At 58.5% G+C, this 21,447-nt stretch carries 23 protein-coding genes; 10 read left to right on the forward strand and 13 right to left on the reverse strand.

All coding sequences use genetic code 11. The annotated features are described in order from the left end of the window. The first annotated feature begins 12 nt into the window (after window positions 1–12). The 3 genes from K3754_RS13030 to K3754_RS13040 are packed head-to-tail and all read left to right on the forward strand — an operon-like array spanning window position 13 to window position 2,557. Window positions 13–1,437, forward strand: coding sequence for a Tad domain-containing protein (locus tag K3754_RS13030; RefSeq protein ID WP_259937867.1), 1,425 nt, complete (start codon window positions 13–15; stop codon window positions 1,435–1,437). Next, complete coding sequence (locus K3754_RS13035) at window positions 1,434–1,973, forward strand: TadE/TadG family type IV pilus assembly protein (RefSeq protein ID WP_203210667.1); 540 nt, start codon at window positions 1,434–1,436, stop codon at window positions 1,971–1,973. The genes K3754_RS13030 and K3754_RS13035 overlap by 4 nt, the downstream gene beginning before the upstream one ends. After that, window positions 1,973–2,557: a TadE/TadG family type IV pilus assembly protein gene (locus K3754_RS13040; RefSeq protein ID WP_259937868.1), complete on the forward strand. Its 585-nt coding sequence runs from the start codon at window positions 1,973–1,975 to the stop codon at window positions 2,555–2,557. The genes K3754_RS13035 and K3754_RS13040 overlap by 1 nt, the downstream gene beginning before the upstream one ends. On the opposite strand, the gene K3754_RS13045 is transcribed toward K3754_RS13040, so the two are convergent. The 5 genes from K3754_RS13045 to K3754_RS13065 all read right to left on the reverse strand — a co-directional run bounded on the left by K3754_RS13045 (window position 2,554) and on the right by K3754_RS13065 (window position 5,179). After that, entirely contained in the window at window positions 2,554–3,054 is a 501-nt protein-coding gene (locus K3754_RS13045; protein WP_259937870.1) for a hypothetical protein, read from the reverse strand. The genes K3754_RS13040 and K3754_RS13045 overlap by 4 nt on opposite strands. 86 nt (window positions 3,055–3,140) lie before the next feature. Then, window positions 3,141–3,650 (reverse strand): periplasmic heavy metal sensor, encoded by a 510-nt coding sequence (locus K3754_RS13050; protein WP_259937872.1) that lies wholly within the window; start codon window positions 3,648–3,650, stop codon window positions 3,141–3,143. A gap of 4 nt (window positions 3,651–3,654) precedes the next feature. Beyond that, entirely contained in the window at window positions 3,655–4,008 is a 354-nt protein-coding gene (locus K3754_RS13055) for a hypothetical protein (RefSeq protein ID WP_203210663.1), read from the reverse strand. Beyond that, the gene (locus K3754_RS13060; RefSeq protein ID WP_409202355.1) at window positions 3,995–4,585 is read right to left on the reverse strand and encodes an RNA polymerase sigma factor; all 591 of its coding nucleotides are present in this window, start codon (window positions 4,583–4,585) and stop codon (window positions 3,995–3,997) included. Before K3754_RS13060 ends, K3754_RS13055 begins: the two co-directional genes overlap by 14 nt. A gap of 48 nt (window positions 4,586–4,633) precedes the next feature. Continuing rightward, window positions 4,634–5,179: an EF-hand domain-containing protein gene (locus K3754_RS13065; RefSeq protein WP_259937875.1), complete on the reverse strand. Its 546-nt coding sequence runs from the start codon at window positions 5,177–5,179 to the stop codon at window positions 4,634–4,636. A gap of 228 nt (window positions 5,180–5,407) precedes the next feature. Between K3754_RS13065 and K3754_RS13070 the strand changes: the two genes are divergently transcribed. From K3754_RS13070 to K3754_RS13080, 3 genes are read left to right on the forward strand one after another with little or no spacing between them, the layout of a single operon-like run. Beyond that, complete coding sequence (locus K3754_RS13070) at window positions 5,408–5,800, forward strand: DUF983 domain-containing protein (protein WP_231024167.1); 393 nt, start codon at window positions 5,408–5,410, stop codon at window positions 5,798–5,800. A gap of 38 nt (window positions 5,801–5,838) precedes the next feature. Beyond that, on the forward strand, window positions 5,839–6,534 hold the full coding sequence (locus K3754_RS13075; RefSeq protein WP_259937876.1) for an NUDIX hydrolase: 696 nt from the start codon (window positions 5,839–5,841) through the stop codon (window positions 6,532–6,534). A 13-nt stretch (window positions 6,535–6,547) separates the two neighbouring features. After that, window positions 6,548–6,952 (forward strand): ACT domain-containing protein, encoded by a 405-nt coding sequence (locus K3754_RS13080; protein ID WP_259937877.1) that lies wholly within the window; start codon window positions 6,548–6,550, stop codon window positions 6,950–6,952. A 9-nt stretch (window positions 6,953–6,961) separates the two neighbouring features. Here K3754_RS13080 and K3754_RS13085 read toward each other — a convergent pair whose 3' ends face one another. Both K3754_RS13085 and K3754_RS13090 read right to left on the reverse strand, forming a co-directional pair. After that, on the reverse strand, window positions 6,962–7,879 hold the full coding sequence (locus K3754_RS13085) for a DMT family transporter (RefSeq protein ID WP_203210658.1): 918 nt from the start codon (window positions 7,877–7,879) through the stop codon (window positions 6,962–6,964). 14 nt (window positions 7,880–7,893) lie between these two features. Then, entirely contained in the window at window positions 7,894–8,868 is a 975-nt protein-coding gene (locus K3754_RS13090; protein ID WP_259937878.1) for a fatty acid desaturase, read from the reverse strand. A 97-nt stretch (window positions 8,869–8,965) separates the two neighbouring features. On the opposite strand from K3754_RS13090, the gene K3754_RS13095 reads away from it, so the two are divergent. Beyond that, complete coding sequence (locus K3754_RS13095; RefSeq protein WP_259937879.1) at window positions 8,966–9,826, forward strand: helix-turn-helix domain-containing protein; 861 nt, start codon at window positions 8,966–8,968, stop codon at window positions 9,824–9,826. Here the strand turns inward: K3754_RS13095 and K3754_RS13100 are convergent. From K3754_RS13100 to K3754_RS13115, 4 genes are read right to left on the reverse strand one after another with little or no spacing between them, the layout of a single operon-like run. Continuing rightward, a complete protein-coding gene (locus tag K3754_RS13100; RefSeq protein ID WP_259937880.1) occupies window positions 9,823–10,569 on the reverse strand; it encodes an SDR family oxidoreductase in 747 nt (248 codons plus the stop codon). The two genes, K3754_RS13095 and K3754_RS13100, sit on opposite strands and share 4 nt — an antisense overlap. Beyond that, window positions 10,566–12,038 carry a carnitine 3-dehydrogenase gene (locus K3754_RS13105; protein WP_259937881.1) on the reverse strand — a complete coding sequence of 491 codons (1,473 nt, stop codon included), beginning with the start codon at window positions 12,036–12,038 and terminating at the stop codon, window positions 10,566–10,568. The genes K3754_RS13100 and K3754_RS13105 overlap by 4 nt, the downstream gene beginning before the upstream one ends. Then, the gene (locus tag K3754_RS13110; protein WP_259937882.1) at window positions 12,035–12,508 is read right to left on the reverse strand and encodes a lipocalin; all 474 of its coding nucleotides are present in this window, start codon (window positions 12,506–12,508) and stop codon (window positions 12,035–12,037) included. The genes K3754_RS13105 and K3754_RS13110 overlap by 4 nt, the downstream gene beginning before the upstream one ends. After that, on the reverse strand, window positions 12,505–13,416 hold the full coding sequence (locus K3754_RS13115) for a 3-keto-5-aminohexanoate cleavage protein (RefSeq protein ID WP_259937883.1): 912 nt from the start codon (window positions 13,414–13,416) through the stop codon (window positions 12,505–12,507). The genes K3754_RS13110 and K3754_RS13115 overlap by 4 nt, the downstream gene beginning before the upstream one ends. A 33-nt stretch (window positions 13,417–13,449) precedes the next feature. Here K3754_RS13115 and K3754_RS13120 point away from each other — a divergent pair, with 33 nt between their 5' ends. Beyond that, window positions 13,450–14,445, forward strand: coding sequence for a GlxA family transcriptional regulator (locus K3754_RS13120; protein WP_259937884.1), 996 nt, complete (start codon window positions 13,450–13,452; stop codon window positions 14,443–14,445). Between the two features lie 24 nt (window positions 14,446–14,469). Here K3754_RS13120 and K3754_RS13125 read toward each other — a convergent pair whose 3' ends face one another. After that, window positions 14,470–15,513: an aldo/keto reductase gene (locus K3754_RS13125; protein ID WP_203210652.1), complete on the reverse strand. Its 1,044-nt coding sequence runs from the start codon at window positions 15,511–15,513 to the stop codon at window positions 14,470–14,472. A gap of 171 nt (window positions 15,514–15,684) precedes the next feature. Between K3754_RS13125 and K3754_RS13130 the strand changes: the two genes are divergently transcribed. Continuing rightward, on the forward strand, window positions 15,685–16,905 hold the full coding sequence (locus K3754_RS13130) for an MFS transporter (RefSeq protein ID WP_259937887.1): 1,221 nt from the start codon (window positions 15,685–15,687) through the stop codon (window positions 16,903–16,905). Window positions 16,906–16,986: 81 nt separating this feature from the next. After that, complete coding sequence (gene metG / locus K3754_RS13135; RefSeq protein WP_203210650.1) at window positions 16,987–18,699, forward strand: methionine--tRNA ligase; 1,713 nt, start codon at window positions 16,987–16,989, stop codon at window positions 18,697–18,699. A 129-nt stretch (window positions 18,700–18,828) separates the two neighbouring features. Here metG and K3754_RS13140 read toward each other — a convergent pair whose 3' ends face one another. Next, window positions 18,829–21,426, reverse strand: a complete 2,598-nt coding sequence (locus K3754_RS13140; RefSeq protein WP_259937889.1) for a methyl-accepting chemotaxis protein — start codon at window positions 21,424–21,426, stop codon at window positions 18,829–18,831. Window positions 21,427–21,447: the final 21 nt, after the last annotated feature.

Consider the following 21,447-nt stretch of genomic DNA (forward strand, 5'->3'; position numbering starts at 1 on the left):
AAAGGTGACGAAATGAAACCAGATATGAACCTACAAATGATCGATGCGATCATGCGGCAACCGCGGAAATTTGCCCGCGAAGAGGAAGGTACAATTACCATCTTCGCGATGTTCATGGTCTTGATGATGGTGATGATCGGCGGCATTGGCGCAGACATGATGCGCCACGAAATGGAGCGCACGCGCATTCAAGCTGTCTCTGACCGGGCCGTGCTGGCCGCGGCCGACCTTGACCAGACCCTGGATCCCGAAGCCGTTGTGCGCGACTATTTCGATAAATCGGGCATGGCCGGTTATGTGTCAAACGTCGACGTCGACGAGGGGCTGAACTACCGCACAGTGACTGTTGATGCCGAGATGACCATGAACACACAGTTTATGGACACCATGGGTGTCGAAGAGCTGAACGTGCCCGCCCGTTCAAGAGCGCAGGAAAAAATCAACAAAGTCGAAATCTCTCTGGTGCTCGATATCTCCGGTTCGATGAAAAACAACAACAAGATGGAAAACCTGCAAGATGCGGCCTCTGATTTCATCGACACTGTCTTGACGCCGGGCAACCGCGATTTGATCTCGGTCTCAATGATCCCCTATTCCGAACATGTGAATGTGGGCCAAAAGATCATGGACCAATTGAACGTCAATCAGGTTCACAATTTCTCCCACTGCCTTGAAATGCCGGACACAGAGTACAGCCATGCGTCCTTGAACCATGGGCGGACCTACGACCAGATGCAGCATTTCCAGTGGAACTATTATTCCAACGAGTCCGGCAGCACGCGTAACACACGTTACGACACGGTCTGCCCGCGCAACTGGTACGAAGAGATTGTGCCGTTCAGCCAGGATGCGAACGATCTGAAGAACCGGATTGATCTGTTCAAGCCACGTGCCGGTACGTCGATTTTCCTTGGCATGAAATGGGCCGTTTCGATGTTGGACAATTCCTTCACGACCATTACCGGCCAATTGTCCGACGCAGGTCACGTGGATGCGGTCTTTGCCGACCGTCCAGCGACTTATGGTGATCACGAAACTCTGAAAACCATCATTCTGATGACCGATGGCCAGAACGACCAAAGCTATCGGATCTCAGACCGCTACTACAACTCCGACAGTGAGTATGCGCACTGGAACCGCTATAACCTGCAGTACTACCTGTACAACTCCGTCAGCTCGTCGCGCCGTTCGCGTTACTACTGGCGCCGGTACACCGCATCGCTGGGTGACAGCCTGCTGGACAACATCTGCGACGCGGCCAAGGTGCACAGAATGGTTATTTGGTCCATTGGCTTTGAGGTCACCGATCACGGTGCATCCGTGATGCGTAACTGCGCCTCCTCGCCCAGCCACTTCTTCCGTGTGGAAGGTGTGGAAATCAGCGAAGCCTTCTCGGCGATTGCCCGCCAGATCAACCAGTTGAGGCTGACTCAATGAAGACGGTTCTTAAAAAACAGTTGCGGCGTTTTCGCCGTGACGAGGACGGCTCGGCGCTGGTCATCGAATTCTGCATCTTCGTGCCTATCTTGTTTGGTGCATTCCTGATGTCGGTCGAAATGGGCCTTTATTCCATGCGCCAGATGTATCTGGATCGCGGGCTTGATATTGCCGTGCGCTATATCCGGTTGAACACCAATGTCGCCATGACCCATGACCAGATCAAAACCATGATTTGTGACAATGCCGGGTTCCTTGAGGATTGTGATTCCTCCCTGCGCCTTGAAATGACGCCGGTCGATCCGCGCAACTTTGCAACCTTTGATCAGCAAGCGGACTGCGTGGACACTGCGGAGCCGGTCCAGCCGGTGCGCGGGTTTACATTGGGCCAACAACACGAGCTGATGATGCTGCGGGCCTGTGTGCGCTTTGATCCGGTCTATCCGACCAGCGGACTTGGCTATGCGTTTGAAAAGGACGGTTCTGGCAAGGCCAGGATGCTCTCATCCTCCACATTTGTTCAGGAGCCGGGTTAATGCTTTACCAGCGTTTCAAAGTCACTCTGAGATACATCGCTCGCGCGGACTTCATGCGCCGCGAGGACGGTGTGATCGCCCTTGAGGCCATGATCATTCTGCCCGCCATGTTCTGGGCATTCCTGACGATGTTTTCGATCTTCCATTCGTTTCGCACCCACGGTCTGACGCAGCGGGCAGCCTATTCCCTGGGCGATGCCATTTCTCGCGAGACGGTTCCGATTGATGGGGAATACCTGACCGGTTTGCACCAGCTGTTTGAATACCTCAGCAACAGCCAGGGCGATTCAACGATCCGTGTGACGTCGATCTTGTATGATCAGTCCGAGGATCGCTATTATCGGGATTGGTCGCAAACCCGTGGTGGCGGTGCTCTGCCGCTCAGCAATTCGGATGTCGAGAACTGGCACAATGTTTTGCCGGTGATGCCCGACCGCGAACGCGTTATTGTGGTTGAGACATTCACGACTTATGAAGCCCCTTTCAGAACTGGGCTGGAAGAGCGTGAGATCCGCAACTTTGTGTTTACACGGCCCCGTTATGCACCGCGCGTGTGCTGGGAGACCTGCCCGGACGGCATCTAAATCTCAGGCATATCCGCATCGCGGGTGGCCATCATTGCCGAGATAATCTCGGACATGAATTTGGTCTGGCTGCCGGGGGTCATCCCGCCGATGCCGATCCGGCGGCCAAATCGCCACCACAGCCCCGGTCGCCAGTTGCGCGTGCTGCCGCTACCGACCTTCAGCAAAAAACCGTTTGATGGTTTGAACGCGAAGAATCCGCGGTCCATTCCGACGATATCCGCCACCTCTGCAATCACGGTGCCATCCGCATCCCGCAGCACCAATGGCGTCAGCTCAACCGCGCTGGCCGTGGCCCGCCACATCGCCTGCGCCATCCAAAGCGACGCGGCACCGATGCCGATGAGGAACAGCTGCCATTCCCAGCCCGGAGAGCGCAGCATCGCGATATAAATCAGCAATACGCCCAATATCCCAAGCGAGACAACGCCCAAAAACCGCCGTCCTGAAGACGCCTGCACAGTGGCAACCACTTCGTCATTGTCTTTGAACTTCATCGGCTGCTCCAATTCATACCGCCTGTGCCTATCGCGCCGGTCCAAAGAGAGCAAGTCAAGCGCGACACGGTCAGGGACACCTGACCCTAGTCTCGCAGCGGCTTGCGCAATTTACGTTTGGGCTTTTTCAGCTCCCGCTCAAGCCGGTCTGCGTAGGCTTGCCGTTCTTCTGCAGACATGGCGCTGATCCGGTCAAGCCATGCGCGATGCGCAGCCGTTTGCATCTCGTGGGCAGCAGCGCCCTGCGCCTTGAGAATGTCCTGCACGGCGTCAACCTCGAACGGCTCGGCCCGAAGCACGGACAGCATGTTGTCATACTGGGCGCGCCGCTCTGCCCGTGAGGGCCGCCCAGCGCCATTGTTCTTCTTCAGATACGCGTGCAGGTCACGTCGGTCCTTGCGGGGCAAGGCGCGAACGTAAGGGGTGCCATAGCTGCGCAGGTCGGGGGCGTGATACCGGTCCAGCCCCGGCCCGCCCGCGTTGCGATAAATCGCGCCGCCAATTGCACCGACAAACAACAGGTTCACTGCCAGCGACAGGCCCAAGGCCCAGCGGATCTTGCGGCTGGCTTTGGATGTGGGTGTCTGATGGTCCATAGATCTATCCCTCTTCGATATCCCAGCCAAAGCTGGTCAGATCGCTGTCGTCAATGTCCGCGCTGGATTGCAGGTTCAACAGTTGCCCGGCCAGATCTGGTAGATTGGAAGGCGGAGCGACGCCGATCCAGAACCCGACACAGGTGGCGAACACCAGACCGCCGACACCCGGCCCCCCGCCCAAGGCCCGCAGCCACGACATCACGCCGCCTTGCACCGGCTGGACCGGCTGCATTTGTTGCGCATCGGCCAAGACCCGCATCATCAGGGCATCCGGCACGCGCGGCGCGGCGGATCGCGCCGTGGCGAATAAAGTTTCGATATCTGTTTCGGATGTGTTCTTGTCAGATGCTGTCATCTTCAAACCCCAATGCGTCCCTTTGCCCCTCAAGTGCGGATTTCAGCGCCCGTTTGCCTCGCGCTGTCAAACTTTCCACGGCTTCCACGCCGATCTCCAGAATAGCGGCGATCTGCATGTTGCTAAGCCCGTCAATATGGCGGAGCACAACCGCCTGTCTCTGCCGGTCCGGCAAGGTATCGAGCGCGGTTTGCAAGGCATCAAGCCGTTTTGCCTGCTGCATGCCCTGCACAGCCGAAGGTGCCGGATCGGCCGGTTCGGCGACATCGTCAAGCGGGACACCGCCGCGTTTGCGCAGGCGGTCAATGCACAGATTGGCCACCACGCGGTACAGCCATGTGCTGACCTTTGCCTCGCCTGCCCGCCACTCCGGCGCAATGCGCCAGAGCCGCATCATCGCATCTTGCGTGACGTCCTCGGCGTCGGCCGGATCTCCCAAAACCCGAAGCGCATGGGCAAATATGCGCGGCGTCACCTGTGCAGCCAACAGTCGGGCCGCCGCAGGATCACCCGCCGCGTAGCGCGTCAGAAGCTCCGCCTCAGTGTCCGGTTCGGTATGGCCCGCGTGCATATTCATCAGTGCTAGGCTGTGGGGGCGATCATGACAAGCGCCCCCTGCCCGATCTTAGTCAGAGCCGTAATTGCCATGGCGTTTCTTGCCATGTTTGCGCATTTCGGCAAATTCATCGGCGCTCAACGTGCCGTTGCCGTCCTTGTCCAAGGTTTTGATCATCTTGGCCGGATCCCGTCTGGCGGTCATTTCCTCCAGCGCCAGCTTGCCATCGTCATTGGCGTCCAGACGCGACATCATACGTTTGCCGCGTTTGCCTTGGCGGCTTTCTGCTGCGGCCTCAAGTTCGGAGGCATCCAGCGATCCATTGCCGTCTTTGTCGAATTTCTTGAGCATCTTTTCGGCATGTTTACCGCCATGTGCCTTGCGGGCCGACAACATCTCATCGGTGGTCAGAAAGCCATCACCATTGCTGTCAGCCGCAGCAAAGCGGGCGGCGGCATGGGCGCGCATTTCGGCCTCGGTCACTTGTCCGTTGCTGTCGCTGTCGATCTCGGCAAATTTGGATGCCTGGCCGTCGCCCTTGGCCACGGCGGCCTGGCCCCCGATGGCAATCAATGCGGCCAAAGACACGATGTGAAGGGTTGCTCGAACAGTCATGTGTGATCTCCTTGGTTTTGTTTTCTGCGCCCCCTTTTGAGGTGCGATACAGGTCAAACGGAGCCAAACAGAATTTCCGTCGAAGTTTTTTTGATAAAATCCTTGAAGAGAATTTGCGACATCCCGCCGCAAGCGAGAATTGCCCTCTTTCTTTTTGCCCGCGTTCCCCCCATCTAGGACCGATCAAAGGATGCTGAAATGACCCAGAACGTGATCGCAGAGGCCGATATGCAAACCTACGCCACAGATGCCGAAGGCGGACGTGCGCGCGGCGCGGCAATGCTGCGCGGGTGGCGGCGCAAATGCCCCAACTGCGGGTCCGGTCCCTTGCTCAAGAGCTATCTGAAGGTCAGCGACAATTGCACTGTTTGCCATCAGGAATTCCACCATCACCGCGCCGATGACGGCCCTGCCTATCTGACGATTTTGATCGTGGGTCATTTGATGGCGCCGCTGCTGCATATCGTGTTTGTGCAATGGCGCCCCGAGCCGCTGACGCTGTTCACGATTTTTGCGGTTGGATGTGTCGGCCTGTCGCTTTACCTTCTGCCCAGACTGAAGGGGGCCATGATCGGCTTTCAATGGGCCAAGGAAATGGGCGGCTTCGGCAGCGGCACCTGATCTGTCCCTTCGGTCCGAGGCAGGACGGGGAACCACAGATGACCATCGACAAAAGCAAGATCCGCAATGCGGCCACCGTGATCGTTTTGCGTGATCGCCATGACGATCCCAAGATCCTGATGGGTCAACGCGGCGCAAAAGCGGCGTTTATGCCCAATAAATTTGTGTTTCCCGGCGGTGCTGTAGATGCAGAAGATGCACAAATCCCGCTGGCCGCCCCGCTTCCCGAAACTTGCGCCGCCCGCCTGCGCGAAGACGCAGATCCGGCGCTGGCCCATGCAGTTGCCGTGGCCGCGGTGCGGGAGTTATGGGAGGAAACCGGTCTGATCCTTGGCCAACCCGGCACATGGGACATCGAGCCGCCCGCCGATTGGGCCAGCTTTGCTGCCACCGGGCATTTGCCCCATGCCGCGCCGTTGCAGTTCGTGTTTCGTGCGCTCACACCGCCGGGCCGCCCGCGCCGCTTTGATGCGCGGTTCTTCCTTGTGGACGCCGAAGACATCGCCAGCGATCTGGATGATTTCGGCGCCGCCTGTGATGAGCTTTCACACCTGCAATGGGTCGCGCTGAGTGAGGCACGTTCCTTTGACATGCCGTTCATCACCGAGGTGGTCATGGCAGAAGTGCAGGCCCGCGCCCGCGATCTGGCCCCGCCCGCATCGGTGCCGTTTTTCAAAAACAACGACGAAGAAAGCCTGTTCTTGCGTCTGCGCGGCCATCCGATGACCGATTGAGAAAGGCAGATTGATGCCAAAGATCGCCCATACCGCCGCCGATATGATCTCTGGCATGTCGCCTGAGTTGCGACCGGGCATTTTTGTCTTTGCCACTGTGGATGATCAGTTGGCCGCCGGCCTGATCGGACAGGCGATTTCGGTGTTTCGTGAGGATGAAGGGCTGTCCTTGCTCTTGCCCTTGTCAGTTGCCAAGGCGGCAGGCCTGCCCGTAGATCACCCCATGCGCTGCATCACCTTGAACGTCTATTCATCACTGGAAGGGGTTGGCCTGACGGCGGCGGTTGCCACTGCCCTGGCCGCCAACGGGATCGCCTGCAACATGGTCGCCGCCTTCCATCACGACCATGCCTTCGTCCCCGAAGCATTAAGCGAGACCGCGATGCAGGTGCTGAAAGCACTGCAATCGTCCGGCTGACAATACGTTTTAGATTACGAGAACCAGCATCAAGATTGACCCCATCAGGATCGCCATACCCGCCCATTCGCGCGGGGTGATTTTCTCTTGAAAAAACAAGGTGGAGGCTGCGACAGACAGGATCAGCTCCGCCTGACCTACCGCCTTGACGTAGGCCGCGTTCTGCAAGGTAAACGCGATAAACCAACACAGCGAGCCCCCCATAGAGGTCAGCCCGATCCAGATCGCAACCTTGCGGGCAGACCAGACCGCAGTGATTTCTCCGGGTTCGCGCAGACGCAGCCAGATCACCATGATCAGCGTTTGCATCGTCACCACCGCCGCCAGCGTGACCGCCGCCCGCAGGATCGGGTCGGTTTCAACCACGGTCAGAGACGCGCCCCGATAGCTGACCGCAGAGATCGAAAACAAAATGCCCGAAGCCAGCCCAAGGCCCGCCGCACGGTTGCGCAAATCGCCAAGTCGCCAGCCCTTGGCCTCTGGCCCGCCAGACAGCAACAAAAGCCCAACGATACCAAGTGCAATCGCGGCAAATCCAAGGGTCGACACCCCCTCGCCCAGCAGGATCCATCCCATCAGAACGGTTTGAATAACTTCGGTTTTCTTGAATGTGATGCCCACAGCAAAGTTGCGCTGTTTGAACAGCAGGACCACACAGACAGTCGCCAAAATCTGCGCTGTGGCCCCCGCCAAACCATAGATCCAGAACCCCGCACCGATCTGGGGCATCGGCTTGCCAGAGATCAACAAATACGCTGCCAGCAGCGCCAGAATGAAAGGGATCGAATAAAGAAACCGCGAAAAGGTCGCGCCGCCCGCCGACAGGGTTGCCGTCGCAAGGTGCTTTTGCAGCATGAAACGGACAGTCTGAAAGGCGGCCGCAGCCAGAGAAACGATGATCCAAAGATCAGGAAACGGGATGTTCATCCCTTCCTATAGGCTCATTCGCCCTTCGGCTTCCAGAGCGGATGCGCCACCGGATCTTTGCTGCGCAGCAGGAACTTTCCGAAAATCTCGGCGTATGATGAAAAGACATAGCCATGATTGCGCCGCAAGAACCGATCCTTTTGAGCGCGGTACAGACCCGGCAGACGATACCATGCAACGGTGGGGTGCATGTGATGCACCACATGCAGGTTGTTGTTCAAAAACAGCAACGCCAGCGGCCCGCGATCCTCGATCACCACCGATCGTCCCGAGGCGCGTTCATGGGCCTGATGTTCCAGAAACGTGCGGATTTTCAAGATCGACAGCGCGGCATAGCAGGCCAGAAGATAGACCCAGAGCGGCAGCGCCGAAAGGCTCACCAGCCAAAGCGTCAAGGCAACGCCTGGCAGATGCAAAATCCAGTGCATCGCCACGTCCAGATGCCCTTGCCGGATCTGCTTGATATCTGATTTGACAAAACACAGGGTGCCAAAGGCCGGCCCGATCAGCATCCGCCCCAGCAAGGTGTTGTTGAACAGAAGGATCTGTTTTTGCCAGCCTGACATCTTTGCCCAAACGGCCGGATCAAGGTAGTTGGTTTCGGGGTCGTCATAGGGATCCGTCAGCCGCGCATCGTGATGGTGCGCAAGGTGCAGCGCCTTGAACCGCAGATAGGGCACAAACAATCCCGGCTGAAACAGCCCGAGCAAGGTGCAGGCCCATTCGGCGCGAAAGGGATGCCCATGCAGGATTTCATGGCTCAGCGAGGAATGCTGCGCCAAGGCCGGCACCAGCAAAAGCAAGGCCAGCGGCCACCATCCCGCAGGCAGGGCAAGCGCAACAATCCAAAGCGCGGCGCAAATTGCCAAAAGGCAAACCGTTGGCCATTCGAAAGACAGGTTCTGGGTATTCGGGACGGGGTCTGTGTCCATCCGGTCAGGAAAAATTGTCGCCTGCACCTGTTCCGCCTGCATATAGTCCCGCTTCATTTTTGAATTGTAACGGTTTTGTGATGACTGGATTTTTCCCGTCTGCCCACCCAGATAATGATTAACAAAGCGATCAGACTGTGACAAAAGTCATCAAATGAGTAGTAAAGACAGCAAACTTGACCGCGCCGCCCAATTTCGCGCCCGCCTGACGCAGGCCATCAAGGATGCCAGCATTTCGCAAAGCGCCCTTGCCCGTGCCATAGGGACAGACAGATCCACCTTGTCTCAGGCCCTGACAGACAGCGGCGCCCGGATGCCGGGCGCACATGTGGTAGCGGCCTGTGCACAGGTTCTGGGGGTGTCGTCCGATTGGCTTTTGGGTCTGTCAGACCGGCCCGAAACGGCGGCTGATCTGGTAACCAACAGCTTTGAAGTATCCCAAGCCCCCCGTGCATTGGTGGATGAACAGATTTTCAGCTGGCATCGGGAGGCTGCGGGTTACAAAATCCGCCATGTGCCCGCGACCCTGCCGGATATGCTCAAGACCCAAGACATGCTGCAATGGGAATACGGGCCGCATCTGGGCCGGACCACGCAGCAGGCAATCAATGCCTCTCGGGACAGGCTGGATTGGATGCGCGGAGCGGGGTCGGAATACGAGATTGCCATGCCCCTGCCGGAGATCGAGTGTTTTGTGCGCGGTGTCGGATATTATTCCGGGTTATCGGCCCCTCGGCGCATTGCCCAGACCGACCAATTGATCGCCCTGTCGCGGCAATTGTACCCGCGGTTGCGCATCTACCAGTTCGACGCCCGCCAGATGTACAGCGCCCCTGTTACCGTCTTTGGCCCCTTGCTGGCGGTGCTGTATACGGGCGGTCATTACATGGCCTTTCGCGACCGCCAGCGGATCGAGACCATGACCGAAGATTTCGACAATCTGATCCGCGAGGCCAGCACCACCGCCCGCGAGTTTCCCGACTTCCTGACCGAGATGCGGGCGTTGATCCGTTAAAGTTTCGGGTCGGGGTTTTCCGTATGGCCATCCACTGCGATCACCTGACCTGACACCATCCGCGCCTGATCTGATCCCAGAAACACCGCCATATCTGCGATATCCTGCGCGGTCACAAAGCTGCGCATCGAGGTGCCAGCGGCGTAGCCCTCATAGACCTGATCACGGGTCATGCCCTTGGCTGCCGCTTCGCGCTCCAGCACCCCTTCCATGCGTGGCCCTTCCACCGCGCCCGGACAGATCGCATTGGCGCGGATGCCGAAAGGGCCCAGCTCCATCGCGAGGGTTTTCATCAGTCCGATCACCGCCCATTTCGCCGCCGCATAGGGTGCACGATTGGGATAGCCATAGATCCCTGCCGTAGACGAGGTCAGGATCATTGCGCCGGATTTTGCCCGTTTCATCAGGGGGGCGGCGTATTTCGCGGCCAGAAAAGCCCCTTCCAGATTGACACTGACACAGGCCTGCCAGTCGGCCAAAGCCACATCCTCAACCAACGCTGTTGGCCCGGCGATCCCGGCATTGGCGCACAGCACATCCAGATGATCCATCTGGTCAAAGACATCCCGCACGGCAGTTTCTTCTGCTGCATTGGCGTGGTGGCAACGCCAGTGATCGGGGCATTGATCCAAGGCGTCCGCATCAACATCCGTCACCCAGACCTCATAGCCCGCCGCATCGAACCCATCGGCCATAGCGCGGCCAATACCGGCCGCGCCTGCAGTGATCAGCGCCCGCTTCATCGTGGCGCGCCAATGGCCCGGCCTAACCCATCGGGCGCGGGCAGTTGCGCATGCCCCTTGGCAAACCGCAAAAGATTAGCCTCAATCTGTGGCGACGGCGGCGAGGGCTTGCGGGTCTTCAGGTCCACATGCAGCAGGAAATGTTCCCCGGTTGCCAACAACCGATCCCCTTCGCGCATTTCATGGAACAGGTGCATCTTTTTCCCCTCCCCCAGAACAACGCGGGTTGTGATCGTGATCACCGCACCGGCATGTACCTCATCGAGATGGCGGATATGGGTTTCGGCCGTGAAATAGCTGCCTCCCGAAGAGATATAGGCCGCATCACAGCCGATGAGTTCCATGAACCGGTCCGTGGCATCGGCAAAGGCGTGCAGATAGCGGCTCTCGGTCATGTGGCCGTTGTAGTCCGTCCAATCGAGCGGCACTGTACGCCGCGCCGTTGGCACGGGCTGGTCCGCTGGCAGGTCGGCGGCGCTTGCCCCAAGATCGGTGCCTTGCCGCATCAGGGCTTCTTGCTGGTTCAGCAACGCCCCTGCCCCCCAGTCCTGCGCCTTGAGCCCGCGCATCATGGTCACAAGATTGTTGTCGCGTGTCCGTTCCAATTCCCGGATAGACATATGGCCCGATTGCGCATCCGACTGGCCCGCGATCAGATCAACCAGTTCGTCGGTGAATTCAGGCACATCCATCAGCTTGGTCCATGGCCAGCTCAGACAGGGGCCAAACTGCGCCATGAAATGTTTCATGCCCGCCTCACCGCCCGCCACGCGGTAAGTTTCAAACAGCCCCATCTGCGCCCAGCGAATGCCAAAGCCATAGCGGATCGCATTGTCGATTTCTTCCGTCGTTGCGATGCCGTCTTTGACCAGCCACAGCGCCTCGCGCCAGACCGCCTCGAGAAAGCGGTCCGCGACATGGGCGTCGATCTCTTTCTTGAGGTGCAGCGCATACATGCCGATGCCGGACAGCAATGATTTGGCCTGCTCAATCAAAGCCGGATCGCCCGCATCCCCCGGCACCAGTTCCACCAGAGGCAGCAGGTACACCGGGTTAAACGGATGGGCGACCATGATCTGGCCCGGGCGGCTTGCCCCCTCCTGCAATTGGGAGGGTTTGAAGCCCGAGGTCGACGATCCAATCACAGCATCCGCCGTGCAATGGGCCTGTATTTCGGCAAAGGTTTTGTGTTTGATCTCAAGCCGTTCCGGAACGCTTTCTTGAATCCAGTCCACGCCTGCCACGGCTTCGGCGATTGTGCCGCAGAACCGGATCTCGCCTTCCTCGGGCAAAGCCACATCGGTCAATCCAGGCAAAGACCGGCGGGCGTTGGCCATCACCTCACCAATTTTACGCTCCGCTTCCGGGTCGGGGTCAAAGACATTCACCGTCCACCCGTTCAGCGCAAACCGCGCGGCCCAGCCGCCACCGATCACGCCGCCGCCGATAATTGCTGCTGTCTTGGTCATTTGTTCACTTTCCGAAGTTGGCTGATGTCCCAGCCGTTGAAATCCAATATCTCAGTGGCCGCCTTGATCCGGTCAGGCGAGGATGTGGCGTTGCGGTCAAGGATCGCGGCCCAGCTGCCATGGGCATCGCCGACGGCGGCCGTCCTGAACCCTTCGTCCACCCACATCACCACAAGCGTTTGTTCAGGCGTTTCAGATCGCAGAACGCCGGGGGCTGTGACGGTGAATAGTGTTTGATCCGCCCCGGTCTGCCGCCGTATTTTCCCGCTTGCACCAAGGTCATAGCGCACCTGCGCCGCGCAGTCCCCAAGGCAGCGCAGCACATGCCAATCCCCGGCAAATCGGGCCGCGTCAAACCGGCTGGTTCCGCCGATGGGCGCGGTTGGGTTGCGCAAGCCGATACCGACATCCTGCAAAGGCGCTGCCGCGCACCCCGCCAGCATCAGCACAAGGGCCAGCGCCCGTTTCACTTGGGCGCCCGTTTGGTCAGGCCCAGTTTTTCGCGCACCTCAGCCGGGCCAATGACCCGCGCACCCATGTTTTCGATGATGGTTTGGGCGCGCTCCACCAGTTGATAATTCTCGGCCAAAACGCCCTTTTCCAGCCACAGATTGTCCTCAAGACCCACCCGTACATTGCCGCCTGCCAGCACCGCAGCGGCCACATAGGCCATCTGGTTGCGCCCGAGACCGAAGGCAGAAAAGGTCCAGTCGTCAGGCACGTTATTGACCATCGCCATAAAAGTGTTGAGATCATCCGGCGCGCCCCATGGCACGCCCATACAAAGCTGCACCAAGGCAGGGCTGTCCAGAACACCATCGGCAACCAATTGTTTTGCATACCAAAGATGGCCGGTGTCAAAGGCCTCAATTTCGGGCTTGACCCCTAGATCGGTCATCATCCGCCCCATGGCTGTCAACATACCGGGGGTGTTGGTCATCACATAATCGGCCTCGGCAAAGTTCATGGTGCCGCAATCCAGCGTGCAAATTTCCGGCAGGCATTCCGCCACATGTGCGACCCGTTCTGAGGCACCGGCCATATCCGTGCCTTGCTGTGACAATTGCATTGGATGTTCCACATCGCCGAAAACCAGATCGCCGCCCATGCCCGCCGTGAGGTTCAACACCACGTCTGTGTCGCTGTCGCGGACCCGGTCTGTGACTTCGCGGAACATGCGCAAATCCCGGCTGGGTGCACCCGTTTCGGGATCACGCACATGGCAATGCACAATCGCCGCGCCTGCCTTGGCTGCCGCGATGGCGCTGTCGGCGATCTGCTTGGGGGATCGCGGCACATGCGGGCTGCGATCTTGGGTGCCTCCCGATCCGGTCACGGCACAGGTGATAAAAACATCTTTGTTCATATTGAGCGGCATTGTCAGGCTCCCTTGATCTGAGTTGCAACAACTATGAGACAGCTTGATCTTGCAGACTTTGCGAAATACGAAGATGACTTGATGAAATCCGGTAAAATCACACACACCACTCTTCTGGTTCTCGACGATTGCAACACGCTGAGCTTTGCGGCGGCGGTTGATCCGTTGCGGGCCGCGAACCGGCAAGCGGGCCGGACCCTGTTTGACTGGCAATTTGCGACGCCCGGCGCGGTCCCCGTGACCCTGACCAGTGGTGTGACGATCCCCGCCGCGCCCTTGCAGAAGGTCACGCGCACCGATCTTTTGATCATCGTTGCAGGTTTTGACCTTGAGGCCCAATCGACCCCGGCCTTGATTGCCAGTTTGAGGCGCCTGGAAGGGGAAGGCAGTGTGATCGCCGGTATTGACGGCGGGCCTTGGGTGATGGCAATGGCCGGGCTATTGGATCAGCATCGCGCGACAACCCATTGGGAAGACTTGGAAAAATTTACGGAGCGTTTTCCGCTGATTGATGTGGTCAACAGCCGGTTCGAGATCAGCGGCAGCCGTCTGACCTGCGCCGGCGCGGCCCCGGCGATTGAGATGATGCTGGATCTGATTGGCAGACAGCATGGGGTCACATTGGCGCAAAAGATCGCCGGGACGTTCATCTATGATCCCGCCCCGCCAAAGCCGCAAAGCCGCAGCAGCGATCCGCGCCACAACGCAGTCACCGCGAAAGCCCAGCAATTGATGGAGGCCGCACTTGATGAACCGCTGCCCGTCGCGCAGCTTGCACAACGGCTTGGCCTCAGCCAACGGGCGCTGCAATTGCAATTTCAAAAGCGATTGGGCCGCAGTCCGCAGGCGCATTACCTGCAACTGCGTTTGACAGAGGCGGAAAGACTGGTCCGCCAGACACACCACAGCTTGCAGGATATTGCGTTCGCAACCGGATTTGCGTCTCAGGCCAGTTTTGCCCGCGCATTTCGGGCCCAGTTTGGGATGTCTGCCACCCAGATGCGCCAAGAGCGAAGCGGCGGGCGCTGATACACGCCGCGAAACCGGACCCACTTAATACGGGAGCGGGTGCGATTTATGTGCGTCATCAATGGCACTGATAACCTGATCCGGCAAATCCAGATCCCCTGCCCCGATGGCACGCTCAAGCTGGTCCATATTTGTTGCGCCAAAGATGACAGAGCCCATGAAGGGGCGCTGCCTGCACCAGGCCAGCGCCATCTGTACCGGATCAAGGCCGTAAGCCTGCGCCAAGGACAGATAAGCATCCACCGCATCAAAGGCACGTTCGGTCTTGCGCCCGCCCAGTTCCGCATTGAGCGACATGCGTGATCCGTCAGGGACGGCGCCGCCTTGGTACTTGCCGGTCAACAGCCCCGCCGCGAGGGGGGAAAACGCCAGCATATCAATGTCCTCGTTGATGCAAGTCTCTGACACATCGGTATCGGCCATCCGGCACAGCAGCGAATATTCGTTTTGCACTGACACCGGGCGTGGGCCGCCAACCCGCTCTGCCACGTTGACCCACTGGGTCAGACCCCAGGCGCTTTCGTTGCTGAGGCCAAAGGCGCGGATCGTGCCGCGTTTGACCTCTTTTTGCAGGGCTTCCAGCGTGTCTTCCATATGGGCAATTGTCTCTGCCCGGTTTTGGTTTGAGGGATCATAGCTCCAGTTCTTGCGGAACATATAACTGCCGCGGTTGGGCCAATGGAATTGATAAAGGTCGATGTAATCGGTCTTGAGGCGGCGCAAGGAGCCCTCAATCGCCTCGGGAATGGTTTTTGAGGAGATCGGCGCACCATCGCGGGCATGGGTCATCCCCTCGCCCGAGTGTTTGGTGGCCAGCACCATATCGCTGCGGCGGCTGTCGCGTTCGAACCACAGGCCGATAATGCGTTCGGTTCGGCCAATGGTCTCTGCATTCACCGGATTGACCGGATACATCTCCGCCGTATCGACAAAGTTGATGTCCGCGTCCAGCGCGCGGTCGATCTGTTCATGCGCCTCTTCTGCCGAGTTTTGGGTGCCCCATGTCATCGACCCCAAACACAGATCAGACACTTCGATATCGCTTTGGCCGAGTTTGTTCCGCTTCATTCCGCCTCTCCTTTTGGCGACACACTAAGCCCTCTGCCGGCCGTCGCAAGCCACTTTCCCGCAAGCCTATGTCTGTGAAAAACGTTAAAAAGTGCTGTCGCTTTTCGAAAACGACCGGATTTTGTCGTTAAACCTCTTGGGGTTGCCAATGCATTCGGCCTATCAGCAGGTATGCGCCTGCTCATTTCATTTGCCGCCCTCTTCTTTTCCGTCATCTTGCTGCAACTTTCCTCTGGTGGCACTGGCCCCTTGGACGTGTTGTCGGGCACTGTTCTGGGCTTTTCCCGGCAAGAGATCGGGATGCTCGGTTCGGCGCATTTCTTCGGCTTTTTTATTGGATGCTGGTGGGCGCCGCGCCTGATGGGATCGGTGGGCCACAGCCGCGCCTTTGCCGCCTTTACCGCGACCGGTGCGATTGGCCTCATGGCGCATATGGTCATCATTGATGCCTATGCCTGGGCCGTGATGCGCGTGGCCTCCGGCCTGTGCGTGGCGGGCTGTTACACGGTGATTGAGGCATGGCTGCAATCCAAAGTCACGAATGAGACCCGCGGCCGCGCCATGGGCATTTACCGGGTTGTGGATATGACAGGATCATTGGGCGCACAGATGATCATCGGCATTCTGGCACCTGCCAGCTATATCTCCTACAACCTGTTGGCGATGGGCTGTTGTGCTGCGCTTTTGCCGCTGACCTTGACCAAGGTGCAGCAGCCAGAAACACCCGAATCCCCCCGGCTGCGGCCCATGCTGGCGGTTGCGCGATCCCCTCTTGCGGCGGCGGGCGTGGTGGTTGCCGCCCTCTCCAGCGCGTCGTTCCGGATGGTTGGTCCGATCTACGGCCAGGAAGTCGGGCTGAGTGCGGGCCAGATCGCTTGGTTCCTCTCGGCCTTTGTTCTGGGCGGGGCTCTGGCGCAGTTTCCCATTGGCTGGCTTGCGGACAAATACGACCGCCGCGCGGTGTTGATCTGGTTGTCGGTTGCGGCCATGGCCAGTTGTTTCATCACCGTGATGGCGTCGGGGATGGGCACTGTCGGCATCATGCTGACCGCCGGATTGTTCGGATTGACGACCTTTCCAATTTATTCTGTCGCCGCTGCCCATGCCCATGATTTCGCCAGCAGCGAAGAACGGGTGGAACTGTCCGCCGCACTGATGTTTTTCTTTGCCCTCGGCGCAATCTTTGCCCCCTACCTGGCCTCGGTCCTGATCGAGAACTTCGGCGCATCGGCGCTGTTCTTGATGATATCAGCCGGCCACGCCGTGCTGGTGATCTTTGGCCTGACCCGGATGCGCGCCCGGCCCACCCGCAAGGATCGCACCCGCTATGTCTATGCGCCGCGCACCAGCTTTCAGGTAGGGCGCCTTTTGCGCCGCAGCCGCGAGAAATAGGGGATGCCGTTTGTGCAGGCTGGCAAGTGATCCCGCCGCCTGCTAAAGCAGCATCAAACAACGGCTAAAGGCATTTCGCGCGTGACCCGACATCTGATTACATCGGCCATCCCCTACATCAACGGGATCAAACATCTGGGCAATCTGGTGGGCAGCCAACTGCCTGCGGATCTCTATGCCCGTTATCTGCGGGCGCGCGGCAATGAGGTTCTTTTCCTCTGCGCCACGGATGAACACGGCACCCCCGCCGAGTTGGCCGCCGCCAAGGCAGGCAAGCCGGTCGCTGAATATTGCGCTGAAATGCATGCGGTGCAGTCCAGGATCGCGGATGGGTTTGGCCTGTCTTTTGACCATTTCGGCCGGTCTTCCAGCCCGCAAAACCACAAGCTGACCCAGCATTTCGCGGGCGTTCTGGCCGATCAAGGTCTGATCGAGGACGTGGTGGAACAGCAGGTTTATTCCGTCGCTGACGGGCGCTTCCTGCCTGACCGCTATATTGAAGGGACTTGCCCCAATTGTGGCTTCGACAGCGCCCGAGGCGATCAATGTGACAATTGCACCAAGCAGTTGGATCCTGTTGATTTGATCGACGCCCGAAGCACCATCTCAGGCTCGACCGAGCTTGAAATGCGCGACACCAAACATCTGTTTCTCAAGCAGAGCAAGATGAAGGACCGACTGGATCAATGGATTGACAGCAAGGCCGATTGGCCTGTGTTGACCACGTCGATTGCCAAAAAGTGGCTGCATGATGGTGACGGACTGCAAGATCGCGGCATCACGAGAGATCTGGACTGGGGCGTGCCGGTCAAGCGCGGCGAGGCGGAATGGCCGGGCATGGAAGGCAAGGTTTTCTATGTCTGGTTTGATGCGCCGATCGAATACATCGCCTGTGCGCAGGAATGGGTTGATGCGGGCAAGGGGACGGATTGGCAGCGCTGGTGGCGCACCGATCAAGGCGCAGATGATGTGCGCTATACCCAGTTTATGGGCAAGGACAATGTACCGTTCCACACGCTCAGTTTCCCCGCAACGATCATGGGGTCGGATGAGCCATGGAAATTGGTCGATTACATCAAATCTTTCAACTACCTGAACTATGATGGCGGCCAGTTCAGCACCTCGCGCGGTCGCGGTGTATTTATGGATCAGGCGCTTGAGCTGTTGCCTGCCGATTACTGGCGCTGGTGGCTTCTGAGCCATGCGCCGGAAACTTCGGATGCGGAGTTCACCTGGGAGAACTTCCAGACGTCGGTAAACAAGGATTTGGCCGATGTTCTGGGCAATTTTGTCAGCCGGATCACCAAGTTCTGCCGATCCAAGTTTGGTGAAACCGTGCCCGAGGCCGGCGAATTTGGTGATGCGGAAACGGCATTGATCGCAGATTTGACGGAACGGGTTGCGCGGTATCAAGGTCATATGGATGCGATCGAAGTGCGCAAGGCCGCGCAGGAATTGCGGGCAATCTGGGCAGCGGGCAACGAATATCTGCAGGCACAAGCGCCTTGGACAACCTTCAAGACCGATCCGGACAAAGCCGCAGCGCAAGTGCGTTTGGCTTTGAATCTGATCCCATTCTACGCCAACCTGTCGGCGCCGTTCATTCCTGATGCGGCCGCCAAAATGCTGTCAGCCGTGCATCTTTCGGATCAGGTCTGGCCAGATGATGTGCCTGCCACGCTATCCGTGATGGCGCCGGGTCATGCATTCGAGGTGCCCGAGGTGTTGTTCGCAAAGATCAGCGATGAAGATCGCGAAAACTGGGCAGAGCGTTTTGCCGGAACACGCGATTGATCAACATTCGTTTTTTGAAGGGACGTCCGGCTTACAGTGCAAACCACTTCCGGCAAGCGGCCTTCTGCATTCCAGCGGACTGTTTTTAAACGGCTCATTTGACGACCTTCCCGGGCAACGGTTACTTCACTAGAATTCCTCCCATCCATCCGCATCGGCGGAAAGACTCAGGGCGGCGTTGCCTTGGCTTGTGGGCAATGCTGGCATGGGTGGTTTCGCTTGGCTCACCGGGACGGGCGTTTTTATGGTCGTAGGGTGCGCCGCATGGCTGCTGCCCAATCGGAACCGCGCAACCGCTTGTGCCAATGCATCGGCCTCACTGGTCAAAGCATGGCTGGCCGCAGTGGTTTCTTCGAACATGGCAGCGTTTTGTTGGGTGACGTGATCCAGCTCGTTGACCGCTGTGTTGATCTCGGCCAGTCCGCTGGATTGTTCCCTTGCGGATGCGGCGATATTCGACACCCTGTTGGAAATCTCTGAAACAGAAGTCACGATGGAAGCCAGCGCACTGCCGGTGCGATCCACCAGATCGACGCCCTGGCGCACCTGTTCACCGCTTGAAGAGATCAGGGTGTTGATCTCGCGCGCCGCGTCAGACGACCGTTGGGCAAGCGCCCGGACTTCGGTCGCGACCACGGCAAACCCGCGGCCTGCCTCCCCTGCCCGCGCGGCCTCAACCCCGGCATTGAGCGCCAGAAGATTGGTCTGAAACGCGATGTCATCGATCACGCTGGTGATCTTGGAAATCTCCTGTGACGAATTCTTGATCCCGTCCATCGCCTCGACAGCCTGGCGCGCCACTTCGCCGCCCTGCTCGGCATTTTTCTGGGCATCTGCCGACATTTTGCTGGCGTCATCTGCGCCCTCAGCCGCAGATCGCACAGACACCGTCAATTCGTCCAATGCCGCGGCTGTTTCTTCCAATGTCGCGGCTTGTTTTTCGGTGCGCCGCGACAGGTCGTCGGCCGCTGAGGTGATCTCATTGGTTTCACTGCGGATCGAGTCCGAATTGTGGATCACGGTGGAGATGGCGTTGCGCAGGCTGTCCACCGTGCCGTTGAAATCCGAGCGCAGCTTTTCGTAGGCAGGCGGCACATGATCAGAGATTTCCGCCTCCAGATCGCCATCCGCAAGTCGGTTCAACGCCTCGCCAAGCAAGGCGACGACATTGCCTTGCTCTTCTGCAGATTTTGCATTGCTTTGCTCCGCCGCCCGCATTGCCTCATCCTGGCTGGTCACATCGGCACCCAAGAAAATAACCTTTTCCGGTGCACCACTTTCATCCTTGATCACGGCAAGGCTGCCTTCGACAACAAACACCTTGTCGGCGTGGATGCTGTAGGCCTTGAACCGACCTGGGGGAATTCTGCCTGCGCAGGCTTCAGCCGCGAAGCGCCGCCCGTCCGTGTCTCCTTCCAGATTGTTCGCAAACATCGAGAAAAGCGAGCAAACTTCCGTGTCTTTCTTGGTGCCATTGATCATTTTCAGGAAATTGTCGTTGGCATCCAGAACTTGCCCATTGATCGAGAATTCCACGCTCAACTGACCTGTGTTGATTGCGTCCAGCAAGGCGGCATTATGTTGGATTTCCGTGCGGTCGGTCCATTCGACCACGCATCCGATCACATGGCCGTCCGCATCACAGGCCGGGTTGGTCCGGATCCGCAAAATCCGATCCGCGACGCGCAAAGTCACTTCAGTTTCGCCGGATGCGGCGGGTGCATCGTCTCCGTCCAGAATGCCGGTGATCGCAGATTGCATCCCGTAAAGTTCCGTCAGCGGCGCACCAACAAGGTTCTGAGGCGAAATGCCCGGCCAATGTTCTTCCAGTTCGGGCATCAGGCTTTCGATAATGGCGATGCAGGCGGGATTGGCAAAAATCACATTGGCGTTCTCGTCGACAACCATCAAGGATGCAGAAGACCCTGCAAAAGCCGCACTTTTGAAAGCATTTTCACGCTGTGCCTGATGTGCCTTACTCAAAGACCCGCGAAACGCATCCAGCTTGCCTGCCATCTTGCCAATCTCGTCGCGACGGTTGATGAAGGGGACCGACGTTTCATAGTCTGCGCCCGCAATCCGCTCCATCGCGGCTTCCAACGCGCCGAGGGGTTGAGACATCCGTGTGCGCAGATAATACGCCGCGACCCCCAATGCAGCGAGGAGAATGGCCAGCGCGACCGCCAGCGTTATCACATTTTCCTGCGCCAAGGCTTGCAGGGCATAGGCATCGCTCCATGCGGTGACAACGGAACCAACCACCGCGTTCTCCCGGCCGAAGCGCAGGGGCATTGCGATCATTTTCCCGTTGTCCGCCGAGACAACTTCACCGCTGGACAACGACTGCCGCGCCAGTTCTTCGGCGGTCTCGCGCAGGGGTTCAAACTCGGGTGTCTCACCTTGAAATACGATATTTCCATCGAGATCAATCACAACCGCGCCAACGGCCTCCCGCCGCGCCTCGGTCACAACGCCGCTGACGATCCCTTCAACCGCGTCTGTGTTGCCAAATTTCACCGATCCACCCATTTGAACCGCCAGCAGGTTTGTCACCTCTTCGGCGCGTTCGGCGATATTTTGCTGTGTCTTTGCGCGGACATAAACGTTGTTTCGGAACTCGATAACCGCCACGACAACAATCACACAAATTGCCACCATGAATGTGCATTTGAAGAACAGCGAGTGAATGGGGTTCATCCGCGGTTTCTGGCTGTCGCTTTCAGACATATGGTGTTCCTTCGACCTGCA

Origin of the sequence: Sulfitobacter sp. M368, from assembly GCF_025141875.1 — a bacterium.
GTDB lineage: Bacteria > Pseudomonadota > Alphaproteobacteria > Rhodobacterales > Rhodobacteraceae > Sulfitobacter > Sulfitobacter mediterraneus_A.

Excerpts from the sequence above, each read along its gene's own strand:
- K3754_RS13090 (WP_259937878.1), bottom strand. The coding sequence starts at position 8,868 with ATGAAGCGGGACTATATGCAGGCGGAACAGGTGCAGGCGACAATTTTT.
- K3754_RS13130 (WP_259937887.1), top strand. The coding sequence starts at position 15,685 with ATGCGCCTGCTCATTTCATTTGCCGCCCTCTTCTTTTCCGTCATCTTG.
- K3754_RS13065 (WP_259937875.1), bottom strand. The coding sequence starts at position 5,179 with ATGACTGTTCGAGCAACCCTTCACATCGTGTCTTTGGCCGCATTGATT.
- K3754_RS13030 (WP_259937867.1), top strand. The coding sequence starts at position 13 with ATGAAACCAGATATGAACCTACAAATGATCGATGCGATCATGCGGCAA.
- K3754_RS13095 (WP_259937879.1), top strand. The coding sequence starts at position 8,966 with ATGAGTAGTAAAGACAGCAAACTTGACCGCGCCGCCCAATTTCGCGCC.
- K3754_RS13115 (WP_259937883.1), bottom strand. The coding sequence starts at position 13,416 with ATGCCGCTCAATATGAACAAAGATGTTTTTATCACCTGTGCCGTGACC.
- K3754_RS13075 (WP_259937876.1), top strand. The coding sequence starts at position 5,839 with ATGACCATCGACAAAAGCAAGATCCGCAATGCGGCCACCGTGATCGTT.
- K3754_RS13105 (WP_259937881.1), bottom strand. The coding sequence starts at position 12,038 with ATGACCAAGACAGCAGCAATTATCGGCGGCGGCGTGATCGGTGGCGGC.
- K3754_RS13035 (WP_203210667.1), top strand. The coding sequence starts at position 1,434 with ATGAAGACGGTTCTTAAAAAACAGTTGCGGCGTTTTCGCCGTGACGAG.
- K3754_RS13140 (WP_259937889.1), bottom strand. The coding sequence starts at position 21,426 with ATGTCTGAAAGCGACAGCCAGAAACCGCGGATGAACCCCATTCACTCG.
- K3754_RS13055 (WP_203210663.1), bottom strand. The coding sequence starts at position 4,008 with ATGACAGCATCTGACAAGAACACATCCGAAACAGATATCGAAACTTTA.
- K3754_RS13085 (WP_203210658.1), bottom strand. The coding sequence starts at position 7,879 with ATGAACATCCCGTTTCCTGATCTTTGGATCATCGTTTCTCTGGCTGCG.
- K3754_RS13045 (WP_259937870.1), bottom strand. The coding sequence starts at position 3,054 with ATGAAGTTCAAAGACAATGACGAAGTGGTTGCCACTGTGCAGGCGTCT.
- K3754_RS13060 (WP_409202355.1), bottom strand. The coding sequence starts at position 4,585 with ATGAATATGCACGCGGGCCATACCGAACCGGACACTGAGGCGGAGCTT.
- K3754_RS13100 (WP_259937880.1), bottom strand. The coding sequence starts at position 10,569 with ATGAAGCGGGCGCTGATCACTGCAGGCGCGGCCGGTATTGGCCGCGCT.
- K3754_RS13080 (WP_259937877.1), top strand. The coding sequence starts at position 6,548 with ATGCCAAAGATCGCCCATACCGCCGCCGATATGATCTCTGGCATGTCG.
- K3754_RS13070 (WP_231024167.1), top strand. The coding sequence starts at position 5,408 with ATGCAAACCTACGCCACAGATGCCGAAGGCGGACGTGCGCGCGGCGCG.
- K3754_RS13040 (WP_259937868.1), top strand. The coding sequence starts at position 1,973 with ATGCTTTACCAGCGTTTCAAAGTCACTCTGAGATACATCGCTCGCGCG.
- K3754_RS13125 (WP_203210652.1), bottom strand. The coding sequence starts at position 15,513 with ATGAAGCGGAACAAACTCGGCCAAAGCGATATCGAAGTGTCTGATCTG.
- K3754_RS13120 (WP_259937884.1), top strand. The coding sequence starts at position 13,450 with ATGAGACAGCTTGATCTTGCAGACTTTGCGAAATACGAAGATGACTTG.
- K3754_RS13050 (WP_259937872.1), bottom strand. The coding sequence starts at position 3,650 with ATGGACCATCAGACACCCACATCCAAAGCCAGCCGCAAGATCCGCTGG.